Here is an 18,879-nt window from a genome sequence, read left to right as displayed (position 1 = left end):
TAAAAAAGGACTATTAAAAAATAGTCCCGATATATTGTTAAAGCAGGTCAGCGATTAAGAATGTCCAAAACCGATGTTTCCTTTTTTATCAGATAAATTCTTTTTGAAATCAATCATTCTTAAAGCGGTTACTGCTGCTTCTACACCTTTGTTTCCAAGGTCTCCGCCGCTTCTTGCGATAGATTGCTCTTTGGTATCATCTGTAAGAACACAGAAGATTGTAGGAGTATCCGTCATAATGTTGCAATCTTTGATTCCCTGTGCTACAGCAGAACAAACATAATCGAAGTGAGGGGTTTCTCCACGAATTACACATCCGATAGAGATTACAGCATCATATTTTCTTTCTTTGCAAAGTTGCATACTTGCATAGCTTAATTCAAAGGCTCCCGGAACTGGGAAAAGTCTAATGTTTTCTGCTTTTACTCCTTCTTTTTCAAGAATTTCCAAAGCTGCATCACGAAGATTGTACGTTACAAAATCATTCCACTCAGAAAAAACAATGCCGATAGAAAAATCTTCGGCATTCGTTATATGAAGTGGCTTGTAATCGGAAAGATTAACTGTTGCCATTTTTTAGTAATATTTAGTCATTTCAATGTAAGAATCAGACATTCCGTTGTCATAATCCTGATATTTCTCGTCAATTGAAGAGAAGTATTTTTTAGCTTCTGCATTTTTCTTTAATCCTAATGCTACGATACCTGCTTTTCTTGTGAAGAAGTAAGTTGTATAAGGATCATCAGAAGCAGTAGCTGCTTTGTCTAATAAAGATAAAGCTTCATCATTTTTATTCAATCCTGATTTTGCATCAGCCATAGCTCCGTATTTCATTGCCATTAGCGTCTTGTTATCAGAAGAAAATTTATCTAAAAGATCATAAGCTTCCTGGAATTTACCTTCTTTGAATTTTAATAAACCAGCATTGTAAGCAGATAACTGACCGATGCTTGTTCCTGAATATTCATTAGACGTTCCGATAAACCCTGGGTTTGCAGCAGATTTTCCTCCTAAAGCTTCAGCGTTTTTATTTTCTGTAAGGTTTTTCTGAGCAGCAAGGAAGCTTTTTACAGCTTCAACATTTTTAGGAGCAACTACAAATTGCTTATATCCGAAGAATCCTAAAACTCCTAAAACTAAAACTCCAAATACAATCCCTAAAGGTTTTGAATATTTTTCAAGAAATCTCTCAGTGTTTAAGGCCTCTCTGTCAAGATCTTTGAAGAACTCAACCGTTTCTTTACCTTCTTGCTCATTCTGAGCATTCTTTCCCAATTTTGCCATAAGTTTTTAAAAATTGAATTGCAAATTTAATTGTTTCTTAGAGATTTACAAAATACTTTATTAGTATTATTATTTAAATCTTGAGAATTTGTTCTTATTTATCATAAAAAAGCTTCGACTCTGCTCTGCGCGACATTTCTAAACCTAGAGTTTTTCTAGTAATTGTCATGCTGAGCGGAGCCGAAGCATATTTGATATTCTGAATTTTAATATTCTAAAATGTGGTAGACTTCTGCACCGAACTTTTTCAGTTTTTCATCTCCGTTCAGTCCTTTTAAACCAATCAGGAAACTGAATTGAGAAACAGTTGCTCCTTGTTTTTCTACTAACTTGGCTGCGGCTTCGGTTGTTCCTCCTGTTGCCAGTAGGTCATCATGGATTAAAACTCTTTGACCAGGTTTTATCTGCCCTTCACGGGTTTCAATAATGGCACTTCCATATTCCAGATCATATTTTTCTGAAATGACAGGTGGAGGAAGTTTTCCTGCTTTTCTGATTAAGATAAAAGGAACCTCCAGTGCTACAGCAATCGCAATTCCAAAAAGATAACCACGGCTTTCTATTCCACATACTGCATCTACTTTCCCTTTACTTTTGGCAGCAAGGTCTGTAATTACATCTTCATAAAGTTTTGGATCTAAAAAAATAGGTGAAATATCCTTAAACTGAATCCCTGGAATAGGAAAGTCCGGAATATTTTCAATTGTATCTTCTAGTCTTTTGATTAGTTCTGCTGAAGCCATTTATGGGTTGATTTTATAGCTGGAAATTTTCCAGTCTCCGTTTACATTTTTAAGTCCGAAAGTTACTTTTAATGAAGTAGTCTTTCCATTTTTATCCGTTACATCATAAGTAGCGTTTACACTTGCCCCGTTAGCATTAGTTGCACTTGTGGTAATGTTTTTAACACTTACATTTTTTACAGCTCCAAAACCTGAATTAGGGTTTGAGAAAGATTCATAACTTCCCCAGCTTGGGTTATTGGATGTATCATAAGCGGCTTTTAGGTTCTGAGAACTTACGCTGCTTAGAAATTTACTTACTATACTTTTTGGATCTGCAGTTGGCTGTTTTGGAGCAGCTGGCGTTGCAGGAGTGGCTGTACCAGGTTCTGTAGTTGTTGGTGGAGTAGTAGTGGCCGGATTATTCGGATCTACTACTGCACTTGGTTGTTGTGGCACTGCTGTTGTATCTGTTTTTGGAACGGCAGGAACTCTTAGGGCAGCTGCATTTACATCCAATCCGATTTTAGACATTTTGAATGTCTTTGCCGTTGTTTTTACAGAAACGGTGATATCAATTTTATTGTCTACGACTTTTGAAGCAGGAATAGAAGAGAATTTAAGGTTAAATCCTTTAAAGTTGTTATCCTGCATCAGATTTTTAGCTGTTGAAAGTCTTACTCCATTGCTGAAAACTTCTAGTGTAGCTTCCAAACCAGCCCCTGTAAATGATACGGGTTTTCCGGCAGCATCTACTAATCTTGGAATGATTTGGATAGCTGTAGGTGCTCCATTTCCATCATCACCTGTTGGGTTGGTTACAATAGATAATGCTCCTGCTTTTACGTCATTAGGATCGCTTTCTTTAGCTTTATCATCACCGAAGATATTCATTTCACCTAATGAAGGAGGATTAGTACTGGCCCATTCAATTCCGTTTTTCTGTGCAACTTCGTCGGCAAGGGTCAGAATCTCGGGAACTTTTTTCCCGTTAATCAGTTTTCCAAGAGCTTTAAGTTCATTTACATCTCCATCAGCTTCCACGCCAAATGTCTTAAGGATATAAAGAGCTTCATTAAACTTAATCTGTTTAATGGTAGGTAGGCTGGAAGTCATATCATTGATACTTGACTGCAGCGTTTTAGTATTCGTAGCATCTACATGATCTTTCTTACATGCTGTAAAAAGCAACAGACTGAAAACAAGTAGAAAAGAAAACTTTTTCATTTTTATTTGGTTTGTTGCAAATTTACTAAAACCTTTATTAATAGTAGATTTTATTTTTTGATTTGTTTTTCTGAACATGATTATAGCAATGATTGCTTAAAGTTTGTGTATAAAAAAAAGACTGATCGTTTTAACAATCAGTCTTTTATATTTTCATTTTATGATAAGTCCTTAGAAAGGATACTCATAAATTTCAGATTCGTGTAAGTATGGGTTTCCTGTAGGAATCAACTTCAGTTTAGATAAAGCTGAAAGTACAGTAAACATAAATAGTCCAGCTACGAATAGAACTGCTCCTAGGATTAACAAGAATACTTCAGGAGTGTTCCAGAATGGTCCTACCGTTCCCGGCATTACCATGTTGAAGTAATCTAAAAGGTGTCCTAAGATAACTACTACTGCCATTGTGGTAACCACTTTGTAGTTTCTCTTGATGCTGCTACTTACTAATACCAATAGTGGTAATAAGAAGTTAATAATCAGCATTGGTAAGAATGTAGTACCGTAGTGTTGGAATCTTCCGAAGAAGTAGTTAACCTCTTCCGGAACGTTTGCATACCAATAAAGCATGAACTGAGCGAACCATGTATATGTCCAAAGCATACTTGTAGCGAAAAGGAAAACTCCTAAATCGTGTAAGTGGTTGTCATTGAACTGTGGTAAGAAACCATTTTTCTTAAGATAAACACTTAATAGGATGATAACAGCAATACCACTTGAAAGGCAGCTAACCATTGAATACCAGATATACATTGTAGAATACCAGTGAGGGTCAATAGACATCAACCAGTCCCAAGCCCAAGCAGCAGAAGCAAATCCGAAGAATGCAATATATCCTACTGCCCATCTGTAAAGCATTTGATACTCAACTTTAGATTTAGTATCATCCACTTTTTTAGACTGAGCTTTAAGTTTCCATGCGAAGAAAGAAGCACCTACTACGTAAATGATAGTTCTGATAGCATAGAAAGGTATGTTTAAGAATCTTTTCTTTTCGAATAAAATTACGTCAAAGTGTGCAGATTCAGGATTCGTTAATTCCGGATCCATCCAGTGGAATAGGTGGCCATTGTGAGTGATGTTTAAAATCATCATAATAACCAGAATAGCACCTCCGTAAGGAATATAAGAAGCAATAGCTTCCATTACTCTTGTAATAATAATTGGCCAACCAGCGTGGGCAGCATGCTGAATACAGTAAAAAAACAATACAGCACAACTTACTCCAAAGAAGAACACAGCTACAAAGTGCAGCGATGCTAACGGCTGGTTGTGTACTTGCATAGTAGCATGCTCTAAGTGAGCAGCATGATCCTGCGGTCCAACCATTTCACTTGAGTGTGTAGGAGCATCATGTCCAGAAGCGTGAACAGCTTCCATCATGTGTTCTATTTGCTCAGTAGAAAGTCCTTTGTTCATAAAGAAACCAATACCAAACAGAACTAAACCTACAACAAGAAGTATGATAGAAGTTGATTTTAATTTTGGTGAAAAACTATACATTTCTTTTCTTATTTTTTAGTTTCGGTAGTCGTTTCAGTTGCTGGTGCAGCCGCTGTAGCTGCTGCCGGTGCTGCTGCTCCTTTTTTGAAAGCACTCATCACATACATAGCCACTCTCCATCTATCTCCTGCGTTTAATTGTCCCGCATAAGATCCCATGGCATTTCTACCGTTTGTTAATACATAATGAACAGACCCTACTGTAAGCTCTCTATCAGCATAGTTCGGCACTCCGGAGAATGCTCCTGTTTGTACAATTGGTCCTTGTCCATCACCTCCTGTTCCGTGACATGCAGCACAAGTGTGGTCAAACAATACTTTTCCTCTTTCAAGATCCTTAGCTGCATTAGCTGGGTTTAGAGGAGAAGCAGTAAGTTTTTTAGAAGCATCATAACCTGCGTTGTACTCGTCAACATTCTTTGGTTTTAATCCTTCTTCAAAAACTCCATCTTTATTTTGAGCAACTGATCCTTCTACTGGAGAAAGACCTGTTGCACCATTATTTCTAACAAAAGCCGGAATTTCATTTTCATGATCTGAATACGCATCCTGAGCCTTCATCAATGGATCATAAGCTACCGGAAAATACATGTCCGGGAAATATACCAACGGAGTATTCTCCTTTGGTCCGCAAGAGTTAAGTAAAACTGTTGTTAAACCTAAAACTGCTGCAATTCTTAATACGTTCTTTTTCATTTTAAGCGTCTTTAACAGTTATTTCTTCAACTCCAGTTTCAATTAGCAACTGCTTTACAGATTCTACATCTTCAGTTACAAATTCCATCATGAATTTATCGTCAGTAGTTCTTGGATCTGGGTTCTGAGCTGGAGCTCCTGGATACATTTTGTTTCTAACTAAGAAAGTTAGAGACATCATGTGAGCTGCACAGAATACCATTAATTCAAACATTGGAACTACGAATGCAGGCATGTTGTGCGCCCAGTCAAAAGCAGGTTTCCCACCGATGTTCTGAGGCCAGTCATGATTCATTACATACCAAGTTACAGTAGCACCAATAGTAACACCATAAAGAGCATATAAGAATGCGGCATCAGAAATTCTAGTTTTCTTTAACCCTAAAGCTTTGTCTAGTCCGTGAACCGGAAACGGAGTATAAACCTCGTTTATTGCGATTCCTTTATCGTTGAATGCTTTAACGCCGTTCATTAAATCGTCGTCGTCAGCATAAAGTCCGTATACAATTTTAGTGGTGCTCATCTCCTTCTTTTGCTTTATAAGTTTCACCTGAGATTTTCAAAATCGATTTTAATTCAGCCTGTGCAATTACAGGGAATGTTCTTGCATATAATAAGAATAATACAGAGAAGAATCCGATAGTTCCTAAGTATACACCCACATCAATGATCGTTGGCTTAAACATTGTCCAAGATCCTGGTAAGTAGTCTCTAGAAAGGTTGATAACGATGATATCAAAACGCTCAAACCACATACCGATGTTAATAATCAATGCAACAATGAATGTCCAGATAATGTTCGTTCTAGCTTTTTTGAACCAGAAAGAAGCAGGAACCACAAGGTTACAGATGATTAGTGACCAGAATGCCCACCAGTAAGGTCCTACTGCAGCACCTGGAGAAAGGTAAGTAAAGTCTTCAAATCTTGATCCGGAATACCATCCGATGAAATATTCAGTAGCATAAGCTACAGTTACCATACCACCTGTAAGAACGATTACGATGTTCATAATTTCAATATGATACATTGTGATGTATTCTTCTAAGTGACAAACTTTTCTTGCGATTAACAATAGAGTCTGTACCATTGCAAATCCTGAGAAGATCGCACCAGCAACGAAGTAAGGAGGGTAGATTGTTGAGTGCCATCCTTTAATTACTGAAGTTGCGAAGTCAAAAGATACGGTTGTGTGTACCGAGAATACAAGTGGAGTTGCTAACCCTGCAAGAACCAAAGAAAGTTCTTCGAATCTTTGCCAGTGTTTTGCTTTACCCCCCCAACCGAATGCAAGGAATGTATAAATCTTCTTAGTCCAAGGAGTTTTCGCTCTATCTCTGATCATTGCAAAGTCAGGGATTAATCCCATGAACCAGAATACAGTTGATACTGAGAAATACGTAGAGATCGCAAATACGTCCCAAAGTAGAGGAGAGTTAAAGTTCCCCCAAAGAGAACCGAATTGGTTTGGTAATGGGAATACCCAGTATCCAACCCAAACTCTACCCATGTGAATTACAGGGAAGATTGCTGCCTGTACAACCGCAAAGATCGTCATCGCCTCTGCAGATCTGTTTACAGACATTCTCCATCTCTGTCTAAATAATAATAATACTGCTGAGATTAGGGTTCCGGCGTGACCGATACCTACCCACCATACGAAGTTGGTAATATCCCAACCCCAGTTAATAGTTCTGTTAAGCCCCCATGATCCAATACCTGTCCCGATAGTATAAGCGATACATCCGAATCCATAGATGAATAGAACTAAGGCTGCATATAATGAAATCCACCATAATTTACCTGCTCTTTCTTCGATAGGTCGTGCAATATCTTCTGTGATATCGTGATAAGTTTTGTGACCAATAATTAGAGGTTCCCTTATCGGAGCTTCGTAATGTCCTGACATTTTTTACCTATTTATTATTTAAACTTTATTTTTCTACTCTGTTTCTTACTTTAGTGTGATAGAACACGTTTGGTTTTGTGCCGATCTCCTCTAGTAAATAATATCTTCTGTTAGAGGCATATACCTTTCTAATTGAAGAATCTTTATCATTCATGTCTCCAAATGTCATTGCACCAGTAGAACAAGCTTTAGAACAAGCTGTCTGGAATTCTCCATCCTGCACTCTTCTTCCTTCTTTCTTAGCCTCAAGAATAGTATTCTGAGTCATTTGGATACACATTGAACATTTCTCCATTACCCCTCTAGTTCTTACAACTACGTCAGGGTTAAGTACCATTCTTCCTAAATCGTTGTTCATGTTGTAATCGAACTTGTCATTTAGGTTATAAGTAAACCAGTTAAAACGTCTTACTTTGTACGGACAGTTGTTTGCACAATATCTAGTTCCGATACATCTGTTGTAAGCCATATGGTTTTGACCTTGCTTACCGTGTGAAGTAGCCGCTACCGGACATACAGTTTCACATGGAGCGTGGTTACAGTGCTGACACATTACTGGTTGGAAGATTACATCTGGGTTATCAGCAGGGTGGTTTAATGCCCCTCCGTCTCCGAATGCAGTACCATACAATTCAGGTACAGCCATTCCTTCTTTTAATCCTTCGTAAACTTCAACTTTCTGTCTTGAAGAATAGTAACGGTCAATTCTTAACCAATACATATCTCTAGACATTCTTACTTCTTCTTTACCTACTACAGGAACGTTGTTCTCAGCCTGACAAGCAATAATACATGCTCCACAACCTGTACAAGAGTTCAAGTCAATAGATAAGTTGAAGTGAGGACCGTCAGTATCATCAAATGCATCCCAAAGGTCAATTTTTCTTGCTGGAAGAGCTCCACTGATTGTGTGGTATTCCAAAGGCTTGTTCCATCCTTTGTGCTCATCATCAAATGGTACGTTGATGAACTCAGCTAAAGGAACTTCTTTAGCGATTTCGTAACGACCCATTAATGTATTTTGAAGCTGGATACCTGCGAATTCGTGATCTTCTCCTGTTTTCTCGATTTTAGCACCAGAAAGAACAAGGTTAGAACCATCAAATAAAGGATAAGCATTTACCCCTGTATCAGCAGTTGCTCCTGAGTTTTTCTTACCATAACCAAGCGCAAGACCTACTGATCCTTCTGCTTGACCTGGCTGTACGAATACAGGAACGTCTTTTATTGTAACTCCGTTTACAGTAAGGTTTACGATAGAACCATCTAACTGCATTCTCGCGTTAAGATCGTTATCGATAGCAAACTTTTCTGCATCTTTTGGAGAAATTGTCAAGTAGTTATCCCAAGACATTCTAGTGATTGGATCAGGTAACTCTTGTAACCAAGGGTTGTTTGCCTGAGTTCCGTCTCCCATTGAAGTCGTAGTGTATAATACTAGTTCTAAATCAGAAGCTTTGAAGTTTCCTAATTCAGCAACAGCCTGAGCAGCGTTTCCACCTGCATAAGATAATGTTGTTGAGTTAGTAGAAGCATTGATACCATTATATAATGCTTTGTTGAAAGAAGTACCACCTAAAAGAGAAGCAGAGCTTGCCTTTAAATAATCGTAGTAATTGTTTGCAGCATTGTTCTTACCATTCTTCCAAACCAATAGAGATTCTTCAATCTGTCTTGATTTGTAGATCTTCTGGATTGTAGGCTGCATTAATGAATATACTCCAGTCTGTGGTTCGATATCTCCCCAAGACTCTAACCAGTTAGCTACTGGAATAACAGCCTTAGCTGCTTTGTACATTTCATTTTTCTTATCAGCAACAGCAATTACGTAAGGAACTTTAGATAAAGACTTTTTGAAGTCTTCTCCTTTTGGATGAGCATAGATAGGATCTACGTTGTTTGTAACTAGTACACCAACTTGTCCACCGTTTACCCAACCTAGGAATTCCTGGTATCTTGCACCGTTGAATTCTTTTAGGAAGTTTGCTTTACCAGTGAAAGCAACTGAACCTAATTTTTGGTTGATTAAGTGTGCTAAAACCTGTGCTCCTTTAGAACCGTCAGCAAAAACAACAGCTTTGCTTCCTTTTGCTTTCAATTCATTGGCAATTTCAGTAGCAGTCTTATCAGAAGTACCACCACCTACGATTGCATTGTAAACTTCAACTAAAGTTTTGTTTACTGCACTTGGTTTTAATCTATATCTTGAGTCAGCGTTAGCACCAGTTAATGACATGTTAGATTCCACTTGAATGTGTCTCAACATGGTTGCACTTGGTTTTCTAGCCGCTGCGTAAGAAGACTCTAAGCTCGAAGCGTTATAATCTCCTAAGAAATCAGCCTGGAAAGAAACTACCAATTCAGAACCGTTAAGGTCATAAACAGGTAATGCTCTTTGTCCGAATACTTCCTGAGCAGCATCTAGTCCTGCAGCATATGGATATGCATCGAAAGTTACTAATTCAGCTGTAGGATATTTAGCTTTGAATTCAGCGAATAACTTTTTGAAAGTTGGTGAAGCAAAAGAGTGTGATAAAACCACAATCTTTTTGCCTGACGCTTTAGCTTCTTCCAACCCTTTAATAACGAAACTATCTACTTTATCGAAAGTTTCATCTTTACCGTCTAGTTTAGGCTGCTTTACTTTATCATTATCATAAAGAGAAAGTACACTTGCCTGAGCTCTTGCGTTAGTTTTACCTAAATCACCACCAGCCGGGTTTGGTTCAATTTTGATTGGTCTACCTTCACGAGTTTTTACTAAAACACTAGCAAAGTCGAACCCATCAAAATATGTTGAAGCGTAATAGTTAGGGATTCCTGGAATAATATCATGCGGTTTTACCACATAAGGAATCGTTTTGATTACCGGAGCTTCGCAGGCAGCTAAAGTAACTGCTGCTGTAGAGAATCCTAATAATTTAAGGAAATCTCTTCTTGAAGTACTTGATCCGTTCGTCTCAGCATCTCCAAGGAAATCTTCTACCGGAATTTCTTCCTGAAACTCTTTCTGAGCCAGCTTATTGTTTAAAGCTGGATCTTTAAGTTCATGAATACTTCTGAATTGTATTTTGTTTGAAGCCATTTATACTTCTAATTTTTTAGTTATTAATAATGACATTTACCACACTCAAGACCTCCAATTGCATCTACAGTGATTTTACCTCCATCTTGTGGATATTGTTTTTTCAACTTGTCATGTAGATTCTTGAAGTACTCTTTATTATAACCGTTGTTCATATCAACCTCAGTTGTTCTGTGGCACTCGATACACCATCCCATAGTAAAGTCGTTAGCCATTTGAACAACATTCATTGTATCAATTTTTCCGTGACAAGCTTTACAAACAACATCAATTTTGTTGTTAGGGTTCTTTTTGTTGAAAGAATTGATGATCGCTTGTTCACCAGCAATTACGTGCTGAGAGTGGTTGAAGTAAACGAAGTCTGGCATGTTGTGGATTCTTGTCCACTCAACCGGCTGTGTTTTTCCTGTGTACTGTTGTTTTGCAGGATCCCAACCTGTTGCCGCGTAGATCTTCTGGATTTCTCCGTCATAGAATGCCTTATCTTTTCCTGGCTCCATGTAGTGATCTGCGTTGTATTCAGAAATTGTTCTGTGACAGTTCATACAAACGTTCATAGAAGGAATCTCAGATACTTTTCCGTATTTAGCACTAGAGTGACATAATTGACAGTCAATTTTCTGTTCTCCAGCGTGGATTTTGTGAGAGAAGTAGATAGGTTGCTCAGGCTTATAACCTTTGTAAACCCCAATCCACATTAACCAGTTCCAAACTCCGTAAGCAGCAAGAATAGCAAGAACAGCTATTATACCTTTTCCTACATAATGGAACTTCTCATACATTTCCTTGAACGAACGAACTCTCGATTCGTTAAGCCCTGTTAGTTCTTCAGATTGACCTAGTTTAACTAATTGTCTTAGTTTAACCAAAATCCAAACTAATAAACCAGCAATGGCTAATAGGGAAATGATGACAATGTTTGTAGTAGATTTGTCTGCAGGAGCTGCCGCATCAGCGCCAGGTGCAGGAGTTGCTTCCGTTTTTTTCTCTTCCGGAGCAGGTGGGTTAGTAGTGAAAGCTAAAATGTCATCAATATCCTTCTCCGTAAGGTTAGGAAACTGTAACATCTCAGTTTTGTTATACTTTTCAAAAATTTCATTGGCGTATTTATCCCCTGAAGCTCTTAAAGCTTTGTTATCTTTGATCCACTTGTGAAGCCAATCTCTGTCTACACCACCCTCTGTCTTTACACGTTCTACAACCCCCTTTAATGGTGGTCCTATTACCTGTTTGTCCAATGCGTGACATGCAGTACAATTCGCTTTGAAAAGTTTCTCTCCGTTTTTAGGATCGCCGTCTTGCCCGTAAAATGAAGCACTGGTTGATAGCAATAAGCCTATTGCGATCAACGTTTTTTTATAATGCTTTCTCCAACTAATCATTTAAATTATCTTATGTTAGTAAATTATTGAAACATATCAATTCCGCAAAAATAATATTTTTAACAGAAATTTAACGGCAAAGCGAAAGGGGAAAATATCATTTACGTTTAATTTGTATTGATTCTAAATAACTCGTTTGGTATAGTTTTTTAATTTGTATAAATTTGCGGAAACAAGTTTAAATGAGAAATTTGATTAAAATATTTTCGATATTATCATTGTTTGGTTTTTATAGTATTGAAGCCCAGCAGGTTGTTAAAAAAGATACGCTTTCAGGAACAGAGCTTGTCATCACCATGGATTCCAAAATAAATGCTGCTTTGGAAGGAGTTGAAGATAAATGTTCTAAAGTTGTTACCAATAATCCAACCAAAGATTACAGTAATAATGATTCTGGTATTTCTTCAGGGATCAGTACAAAACCTCCTAAAATCTATGTGCCGAATAGGGAATTAACCAATGCTGAAATCTGTAGAAAAAATCCTAGAATTTTAGGATATAAAATTCAGATTACAACGGTTAAAAGCAATGAGGAAGCCAATGAAGTGAAATCTTATTTCAGAAAAAGATTCCCTAATTTGAAGGTAGAAACAGACGCTTCTTTAAGACCAAACTATAAAATTTTAGCAGGAAGCTATTTTACTAAGCAAAGTGCAGCGGGTGATCTTTCAAAAATAAGAGAGTACTTTAAATCTGCAGTAGCTGTACAGTACAGAATTTTCTGCTCAGAAGCAAAATAATATTGAAAATTTCAAAAATATAAAAGCCGAGAATAGTCTCGGCTTTTTTTATTGATAATAGGTTTGTAAAAACTCAAAAAACTCTGACAGTCTAAATAGATTATTGGAAAGTAAATAAACAAATAATAAACTGACGATAAGTGTTAAAAAAGCCATCATTTTAGGAGATGATTTATACGCATAGAACAGCCATCCAATAAGCAATGGATATACGAAAACAAAGTGCCCGCCGTAGATGTATGAAGTATGAAGTCCGAATCTCATGATGCAATGGATGAAGATATCGAAGAAGAATGAGATCATAATGACCTGAACCCATTTGTTCTTAAAATTCTTAAGATAACTCCAACTTATCAGTACTAATAATATCGCTATAAAAATATAAGGAATTACAGATGAATAAAGATCCATATAAAGACCTTTAAAAGTAAAGCCTTTCATGTTATGTTTGTCGGAAATAATGAAACTCGGGAATAGGATATTACCTCCAAAAAAGAATGATAAAATCATATCCCAGGTCGGCATGGATTCTACATTTGAGAATTTTTCGTACTGTTGATTCGTCTTTGAGAAAATGTTCTCGTATTTGAAATCGATCCTATAGAGGTAAAGGAGTGCATATATAGTGATGGCTATTATTCCTCTTAGAATGGCGCTTCCTATTTTTTTCCAGCTTTTAAAAAGACCTTTTTCAAAGAATACCGGAATGAAAACTTTTACAATATTGGTAATAGTGAGCCCTCCAATAGTAATGCCTGCTAATGAGAGTGCTGCTGCAGGAGTCTTTTCTTCCTTTCTGAGCTTTATTGCGGCATAGTGATTATACAAAGAAAGTAAAAACAGAGTGTAGGTAAAGTTCTCCGGAGTGAAGGAAAGGATAATGTTGGTAGAAAATATTCCGAAAAATAGGGTAATGAAAAGACTGTAAGCTAATGGAAGTCTGATGATGTTCTTAAGATATTTGAAGATCTGTACAACGTTTAGGGTAATGATAATATTACTTAGCCATGCAAGGGTGAGCCTAAATGTTATATCCATTTTTCCTCCCGAAATAAATAAACACAATTCTCTGATCCAGTTGAAGAAATAATAGGAGAGCGGATGTCTTTCAAAGCTGCCGCCGGTCATCAGGATAGATTTGTTATCAAAGCTGAAGTAAGCATCCCATGGGATTCTGCTGTCAAAGATGATTCTGTAATGGATGGCGATATAAGAGCCAAGGATTCCGTAGCAAGTAATGAAGAACAGGAAAACCCCCAGTTCTGTATAAGAGGATGGAAAAACCAACCTGAAAAAGTTTAAAAATTTTGTTTTAATAAATGACACGTGTCGTTTTTTTTGCAAAAGTAAAATAAAAAACCACCAGAATTGGTGGTTTTATGAAGATTGTATATACGCTGTGATTATTGTTTGATTATACTTCTTGTAGAAGAAGTTCCATCTGTAAATATTATTTTTAATAAGTAAGTCCCTTTTGGAAGCGAAGAAATGTCTGTTTTTTCATTGGTGGTTTGTAGCAATGCTTTTCCTGTCATATCAAATAGAGTTGAAGATTTAATATTCTTATCTGTTTTGATACTTATCTGTCCTTTTGTGGGATTTGGATAGATTTCTAATGAAGCTTTTTTAGACGAAACTTCATGAGTTCCTAATGTTCCGTTTGTAAGAACCTGTACGTCGTCTATGGAAACAGCGTCAGCATCTGTTGCTGTGTATTGGAATCTTATCTGAACATTAGTTTGCCCCGCATAGGCAGATAAATCTTTCTGAACCGATACAATATTGTATAAGTCGGTGTTTGCATTTCCGTCACCATCGTCAATAAATCCTGTCTCAGTATCTTCTGTCCATAATGTAGTCCAGGTTGTGCCTCCATTTGTAGATATTTGTGCAATAAGATCTCCTAAGTTCTGATCAATCATAAATGACCAGCCTACTACTACTTTAAATTTTAGGAGAGGGGCTGTTGCTCCTGCTAAGCTGAAGGCAGGACTTGTGAGACCAGCTGTATTAGCACCAGAAGCATAATCAATTGCGGCAGATGTATTACTAATAGAATAGGTTGCTATGGCAGCTGATCCACTTGAAGGGAACGTTGTTGCTACATTGGAAGGTCCCCAAGGCCTTGTTGATAGTGTTGCAGACCTTGTCCAACCAGTTGGAGGAAATGTTGCTCCATCAAAATTCTGAGACAATGCTATTTGAGCGCTGCTGTAAAAACTAGCTAATAAAGCTAAAGATAGTAGAATTCTTTTCATGTTAAATATTTTTCTAAAATTAGTGAAAATATTTAATACGGTATGAATAATTTAATATTTATTGTATTTTATTAGTGTTTTCGTTAAGAACTACACGAAAGTGTAGAGCATCCTGCAGTGTCGTCATATCCGGATGGTCTTTTGATAGAAAACTCCGGAAATATTTCTTCATAAGGGTTTTCCAGTGCTTTAGTGAGTTTTTCCAGCATTTCTTTTTGGCCATTGTTGATTTCCTCAATGCATTCATAGAGCAGATAATTTCTTAGAATGAATTTTGGATTTGATTTTGCCATCATTTGTAAAGACTCTTCTCTTGAGATGGTATTTGAATTCAGCCTGGATTCATAATTTTCAATAAAGTTCTTGAGCTTTCCAAGTTTTTCTTCATTTAAAAAAGTATAAGATATATTGCTGAAATGTTCTTCTAAATCAGTACCAACAGTAAATTTTTCCAATTGACAAAAAAATAAAGTGTGATCCAGTTCCAGTTCCTGCATTAATCCCTGCCAGTTGGTAAAAAACTCTTCGTCCTCTTTTCTTAGTTCATCAAAACCAAACTTTCTGCAAAGCATTTTGTCATGAGCTTCCCAGAAATAGGTGCCATATCTGTTTAATGTATTCTCTAAAAACTTCTCATCCTTGATTAACGGATGAAGTGCGTTGGCAAGTTGCCACAGGTTCCATTGAGAGATTTGTCCCTGTTTTCCAAAAGCATATCTTCTTCCTGGAAGATCCGTAGTATTAGGAGTGAAATTTAAATCATATTCATCCATCATGGAATAAGGTCCGTAATCGATCGTGAGTCCCAAAATTGACATATTATCCGTATTCATCACTCCATGCACAAATCCAACCCTGAACCATTCAACCATAAGATCTGCAGTTCGGATGCATATATTTTCAAAGAAATCTTTATATTTTTGGATGTCTGATGATGTGATTTCCGGATAATAATTTTCAATGATAAAATCCAAGAGATCCTTTAGGGTTTTATATTCCTGTTGGGCAGACATCAGTTCAAAGTGGCCAAAGCGGATAAAACTCTCTGCGGTTCTAATTACGGCTGCTCCTTTCTCCAATTGTGGATTTCCGCTATACATAATATCACGAACAACATCTTCTCCTGTAAATGCAAGGCTTAAAGCTCTGGTTGTGGGAACGCCTAAATGATACATGGCCTCACTCATCAGATATTCTCTTACGGAAGATCTGAGTACGGCTCTTCCATCCGCGTGTCGGGAATAAGGAGTTGCTCCAGCTCCTTTCCACTGAATTTCTGTCCTTTTTCCTGAAGTATTAGTGATTTCGCCAGCAATGATAGCTCTTCCGTCTCCAAGCTGTCCTGCCCAGTTTCCAAACTGATGTCCTGCATAGGCTGTAGCATAAGTTTGAACATTGTTGGGAAGATTGTTTCCAACCAGAAAATCAAGGTCTTTTTCTTCGAACGAACCTAATCCTATTTCTTCTGATAGCCTTTCATTAAAGGCAATTAACTGAGGTTTGTCAAAGCCTGCCGGTTTGATAGTTGAAAATAAAACCTTTGGCGTATTCCTTTGCATAGGGTTATTGGAAAAGTCTCCCGGAAACTTCTTGATAAAAGGCTGGCTGATGCGTTCGATATTCATACTTCAAAGGTATTAATTATAAAAGAAAAGACCTTCCAAATTATTGAAAGGTCTTGTGTATTTCTAAAAGAGAATTTATTTATTAAAATCTACCTCATCGTTTGAATGAAGGTTTTCATTAATATTTTCCTCTTTCTTTTCTGTTGGTTTCTTAGGAGTTGGATCTGCCGGTCTTGGATTCTTGATCTCATCAATGGTCTGAAGACTTCCGTCATCTCCATATCCGCCACCTAGTCCCTTAAGGTTTGAACAGCCGTCTTTCCAGTCTGAAGGTTTGATAAACTTATCATCCGGAGTAACTCCTAATGTTTTGTCTGCCCAAACTTTCTTCATGAAGATTGCCCATATTGGTAATGCCATTCTCGCACCCTGACCTTCACCAGTTCCGAAGAAGTGGGTTGCTCTGTCTTCCCATCCTACCCAGGCTCCTGTTGCCAGTTTAGGAGTGATTCCCATGAACCAACCATCGGAGTTGTTCTGTGTGGTACCTGTTTTAGCAGCAATTTCAACACCTTTTGAGATTCCTCTTCTTCCCAGTTCTCCTGAAGCTGTACCATATTGTGCAACACCTTTCATTAATTCAATCATGGTGTAAGCATACATTGGGTTCATTACTTCTTTAGGTTCTACATTAACTTCCTTAATTACTCTACCGTTGGCATCCTCAATTCTCCAGATCATTTCCGGTTTATTGTGATTTCCGTAGTTAGCAAAAGTACTGTAGGCACCTAGCATTTCATAGATTGTAATATCTGATGAACCAAGGGCGATGGTATTGTTTCTTGGAATATCTTCTGTTACTCCCAGGTCTCTTGCAGTTTGGATAACTGCATCTACACCGGTCATTTCAATAAGTCTTGCAGCAATTGGGTTCTGAGAGTGTGCTAAACCATCTTTCAGGGTAAGCATTCCTCCTCTTCCCGGTACATGCCATCCATTGTGGTCGTAAGTTCCGTTAGAAACCGTTGAACAAGGGGTCATACCCAGTTTCATAATTGCAGTTGCATATACAAAAGGCTTGAATGTAGATCCTACCTGTCTCTTACCTTGTTTAATGTGGTCATACTGGAAGTGCTGCCAATCAATTCCTCCTACCCAGGCTTTGATCTCTCCGGTTCCTGGAACCATAGACATTAAACCTGCCTGTGCAATTTGTTTGTGGTATCTGATAGAGTCCCAAGGTGACATTTCAACCTCTTCTTCTCCTGCCCATGTAAATCTTGAAGTTTTGATTGGTTTTTTGAACTCCATCATGATAGAATCGTCAGGCATACCATCTGCTTTTAACAGCTTGTATCTGCCGGTTCTTTTCATGGCCTGAAGCATTACATCTTTGATTTGCTTGTCTGTAAGATAGTAGAAAGGTCTGTTTTTTCTTCCTCTCTGTTCTGCATCAAATCTTTTCTGAAGATCAGTTAAATGTTCCTTAATTGCTTCCTCTGCATACTTCTGCATTTTAGAATCAAGGGTAACATAAATTTTTAAACCGTCTTTATATAGATTTAGTTTTTTACCGGTTTCTTTTTCGTGAGACTCAAGATATTTATCAATCTCTTTTCTCAGATAGAATTTGTAATAAGCAGAATATCCGTCAGTGATACTCTTAATTGGATGGAAATCTACTTCTACAGGAGTATTGATTGCTTTTTCATAAGTAGCAGCATCAATATATCCGGTTTTCTGCATTTGATCCAATACAACATTTCTTCTTTCCTTAGCCTTTTCGGGATATCTGTAAGGGTTATTCTTTCTTGGGTTTTCAAGCATTGCTACAAAAGTTGCAGCTTCCGGAAGGGTAAGTTCAGAGGTTTTTTTGTTAAAATAAACTCTGGATGCCATTTCAACACCATTTGCATTAAATAAGAAGTCAAACTTATTGAAATAAAGAGTGATAATCTCTTCTTTGGTATATCTTTTTTCAAGACTTACAGCTACTACCCATTCTTTCAGTTTCTGGAATGCTCTTTCAAATTTATTCTGAGAAGCAGTTCCGGTGAAAAGAAGTTTGGCTAACTGTTGAGTAATGGTAGAACCACCACCACGTCCTCCACCATAAGCAACGGCTCTGGCAATAGAGTATAAGTCGATTCCTGAATGTTCTTTAAAACGCTCATCCTCTTTTGCCTGAAGGGCATAGATAAGGTAAGGAGGAAGGTCCTTATAAACGATAGGTTGAGTTTTTTCTTTCTCAAATTTACCTAAAGTTACCCCATCTGAAGATATGATTTCAGAAGCTACGAAGATATCCGGGTTCTCAAGTTCTTTTACATCCGGCATCTCTCCAAGGAATCCCTGGGAAACCGCAAAGAAAAGTCCTGAAATCCCTAAAACTACCGCAATGAGTCCAATCCAAATAAATGAGACCCATTTTTTCCAAGAGGTGTTCTTTTTTTTGGGAGGCAGAGGAAATGTTTTCCCCTTATTTCCTGCATTTTTATTGTTTACTTCCAT

Annotated in this window: 15 protein-coding genes; 1 reads left to right on the top strand and 14 read right to left on the bottom strand. The window is 37.5% G+C overall.

From position 1 onward, the window contains the following. Nucleotides 1–54: 54 nt before the first annotated feature. From ribH to BLS98_RS07465, 10 genes are all read right to left on the bottom strand, one after another. Nucleotides 55–573: a 6,7-dimethyl-8-ribityllumazine synthase gene (gene ribH / locus BLS98_RS07510; protein WP_089735135.1), complete on the bottom strand. Its 519-nt coding sequence runs from the start codon at nucleotides 571–573 to the stop codon at nucleotides 55–57. Nucleotides 574–576: 3 nt separating this feature from the next. Beyond that, a complete protein-coding gene (locus BLS98_RS07505) occupies nucleotides 577–1,284 on the bottom strand; it encodes a YfgM family protein (RefSeq protein ID WP_089735133.1) in 708 nt (235 codons plus the stop codon). A gap of 206 nt (nucleotides 1,285–1,490) precedes the next feature. Then, nucleotides 1,491–2,027 (bottom strand): adenine phosphoribosyltransferase, encoded by a 537-nt coding sequence (locus BLS98_RS07500; RefSeq protein ID WP_089735131.1) that lies wholly within the window; start codon nucleotides 2,025–2,027, stop codon nucleotides 1,491–1,493. Beyond that, complete coding sequence (locus BLS98_RS07495) at nucleotides 2,028–3,233, bottom strand: hypothetical protein (protein ID WP_089735717.1); 1,206 nt, start codon at nucleotides 3,231–3,233, stop codon at nucleotides 2,028–2,030. 171 nt (nucleotides 3,234–3,404) lie between these two features. After that, on the bottom strand, nucleotides 3,405–4,736 hold the full coding sequence (locus BLS98_RS07490; protein WP_045491796.1) for a hypothetical protein: 1,332 nt from the start codon (nucleotides 4,734–4,736) through the stop codon (nucleotides 3,405–3,407). An 8-nt stretch (nucleotides 4,737–4,744) separates the two neighbouring features. Next, a complete protein-coding gene (locus BLS98_RS07485) occupies nucleotides 4,745–5,431 on the bottom strand; it encodes a c-type cytochrome (RefSeq protein WP_045491793.1) in 687 nt (228 codons plus the stop codon). Nucleotide 5,432: 1 nt separating this feature from the next. Further along, complete coding sequence (locus tag BLS98_RS07480) at nucleotides 5,433–5,954, bottom strand: DUF3341 domain-containing protein (protein WP_047376185.1); 522 nt, start codon at nucleotides 5,952–5,954, stop codon at nucleotides 5,433–5,435. Continuing rightward, nucleotides 5,941–7,338 carry an NrfD/PsrC family molybdoenzyme membrane anchor subunit gene (gene nrfD / locus BLS98_RS07475; RefSeq protein WP_089735129.1) on the bottom strand — a complete coding sequence of 466 codons (1,398 nt, stop codon included), beginning with the start codon at nucleotides 7,336–7,338 and terminating at the stop codon, nucleotides 5,941–5,943. The genes BLS98_RS07480 and nrfD overlap by 14 nt, the downstream gene beginning before the upstream one ends. Nucleotides 7,339–7,363: 25 nt before the next feature. Further along, nucleotides 7,364–10,423 (bottom strand): TAT-variant-translocated molybdopterin oxidoreductase, encoded by a 3,060-nt coding sequence (locus tag BLS98_RS07470; RefSeq protein ID WP_089735127.1) that lies wholly within the window; start codon nucleotides 10,421–10,423, stop codon nucleotides 7,364–7,366. Nucleotides 10,424–10,446: 23 nt separating this feature from the next. After that, complete coding sequence (locus BLS98_RS07465; protein ID WP_089735125.1) at nucleotides 10,447–11,805, bottom strand: c-type cytochrome; 1,359 nt, start codon at nucleotides 11,803–11,805, stop codon at nucleotides 10,447–10,449. A gap of 182 nt (nucleotides 11,806–11,987) precedes the next feature. Between BLS98_RS07465 and BLS98_RS07460 the strand changes: the two genes are divergently transcribed. Beyond that, a complete protein-coding gene (locus BLS98_RS07460) occupies nucleotides 11,988–12,545 on the top strand; it encodes an SPOR domain-containing protein (protein ID WP_089735122.1) in 558 nt (185 codons plus the stop codon). A 48-nt stretch (nucleotides 12,546–12,593) separates the two neighbouring features. On the opposite strand, the gene BLS98_RS07455 is transcribed toward BLS98_RS07460, so the two are convergent. From BLS98_RS07455 to BLS98_RS07440, 4 genes are all read right to left on the bottom strand, one after another. Beyond that, nucleotides 12,594–13,871 (bottom strand): DUF6080 domain-containing protein, encoded by a 1,278-nt coding sequence (locus tag BLS98_RS07455; RefSeq protein WP_228425477.1) that lies wholly within the window; start codon nucleotides 13,869–13,871, stop codon nucleotides 12,594–12,596. A gap of 77 nt (nucleotides 13,872–13,948) precedes the next feature. After that, nucleotides 13,949–14,803 (bottom strand): T9SS type A sorting domain-containing protein, encoded by an 855-nt coding sequence (locus BLS98_RS07450; RefSeq protein ID WP_089735120.1) that lies wholly within the window; start codon nucleotides 14,801–14,803, stop codon nucleotides 13,949–13,951. 83 nt (nucleotides 14,804–14,886) lie between these two features. Next, nucleotides 14,887–16,428: a protein adenylyltransferase SelO gene (locus BLS98_RS07445; RefSeq protein WP_089735118.1), complete on the bottom strand. Its 1,542-nt coding sequence runs from the start codon at nucleotides 16,426–16,428 to the stop codon at nucleotides 14,887–14,889. Between the two features lie 75 nt (nucleotides 16,429–16,503). After that, nucleotides 16,504–18,879, bottom strand: coding sequence for a transglycosylase domain-containing protein (locus BLS98_RS07440; protein ID WP_089735116.1), 2,376 nt, complete (start codon nucleotides 18,877–18,879; stop codon nucleotides 16,504–16,506).

The organism is Chryseobacterium jejuense (assembly GCF_900100075.1).
Classification (GTDB): Bacteria; Bacteroidota; Bacteroidia; order Flavobacteriales; family Weeksellaceae; genus Chryseobacterium; species Chryseobacterium jejuense.
The sequence above is the reverse complement of the archived record's forward strand: the minus strand, read 5'-3'. Positions and strand labels throughout refer to the sequence as shown.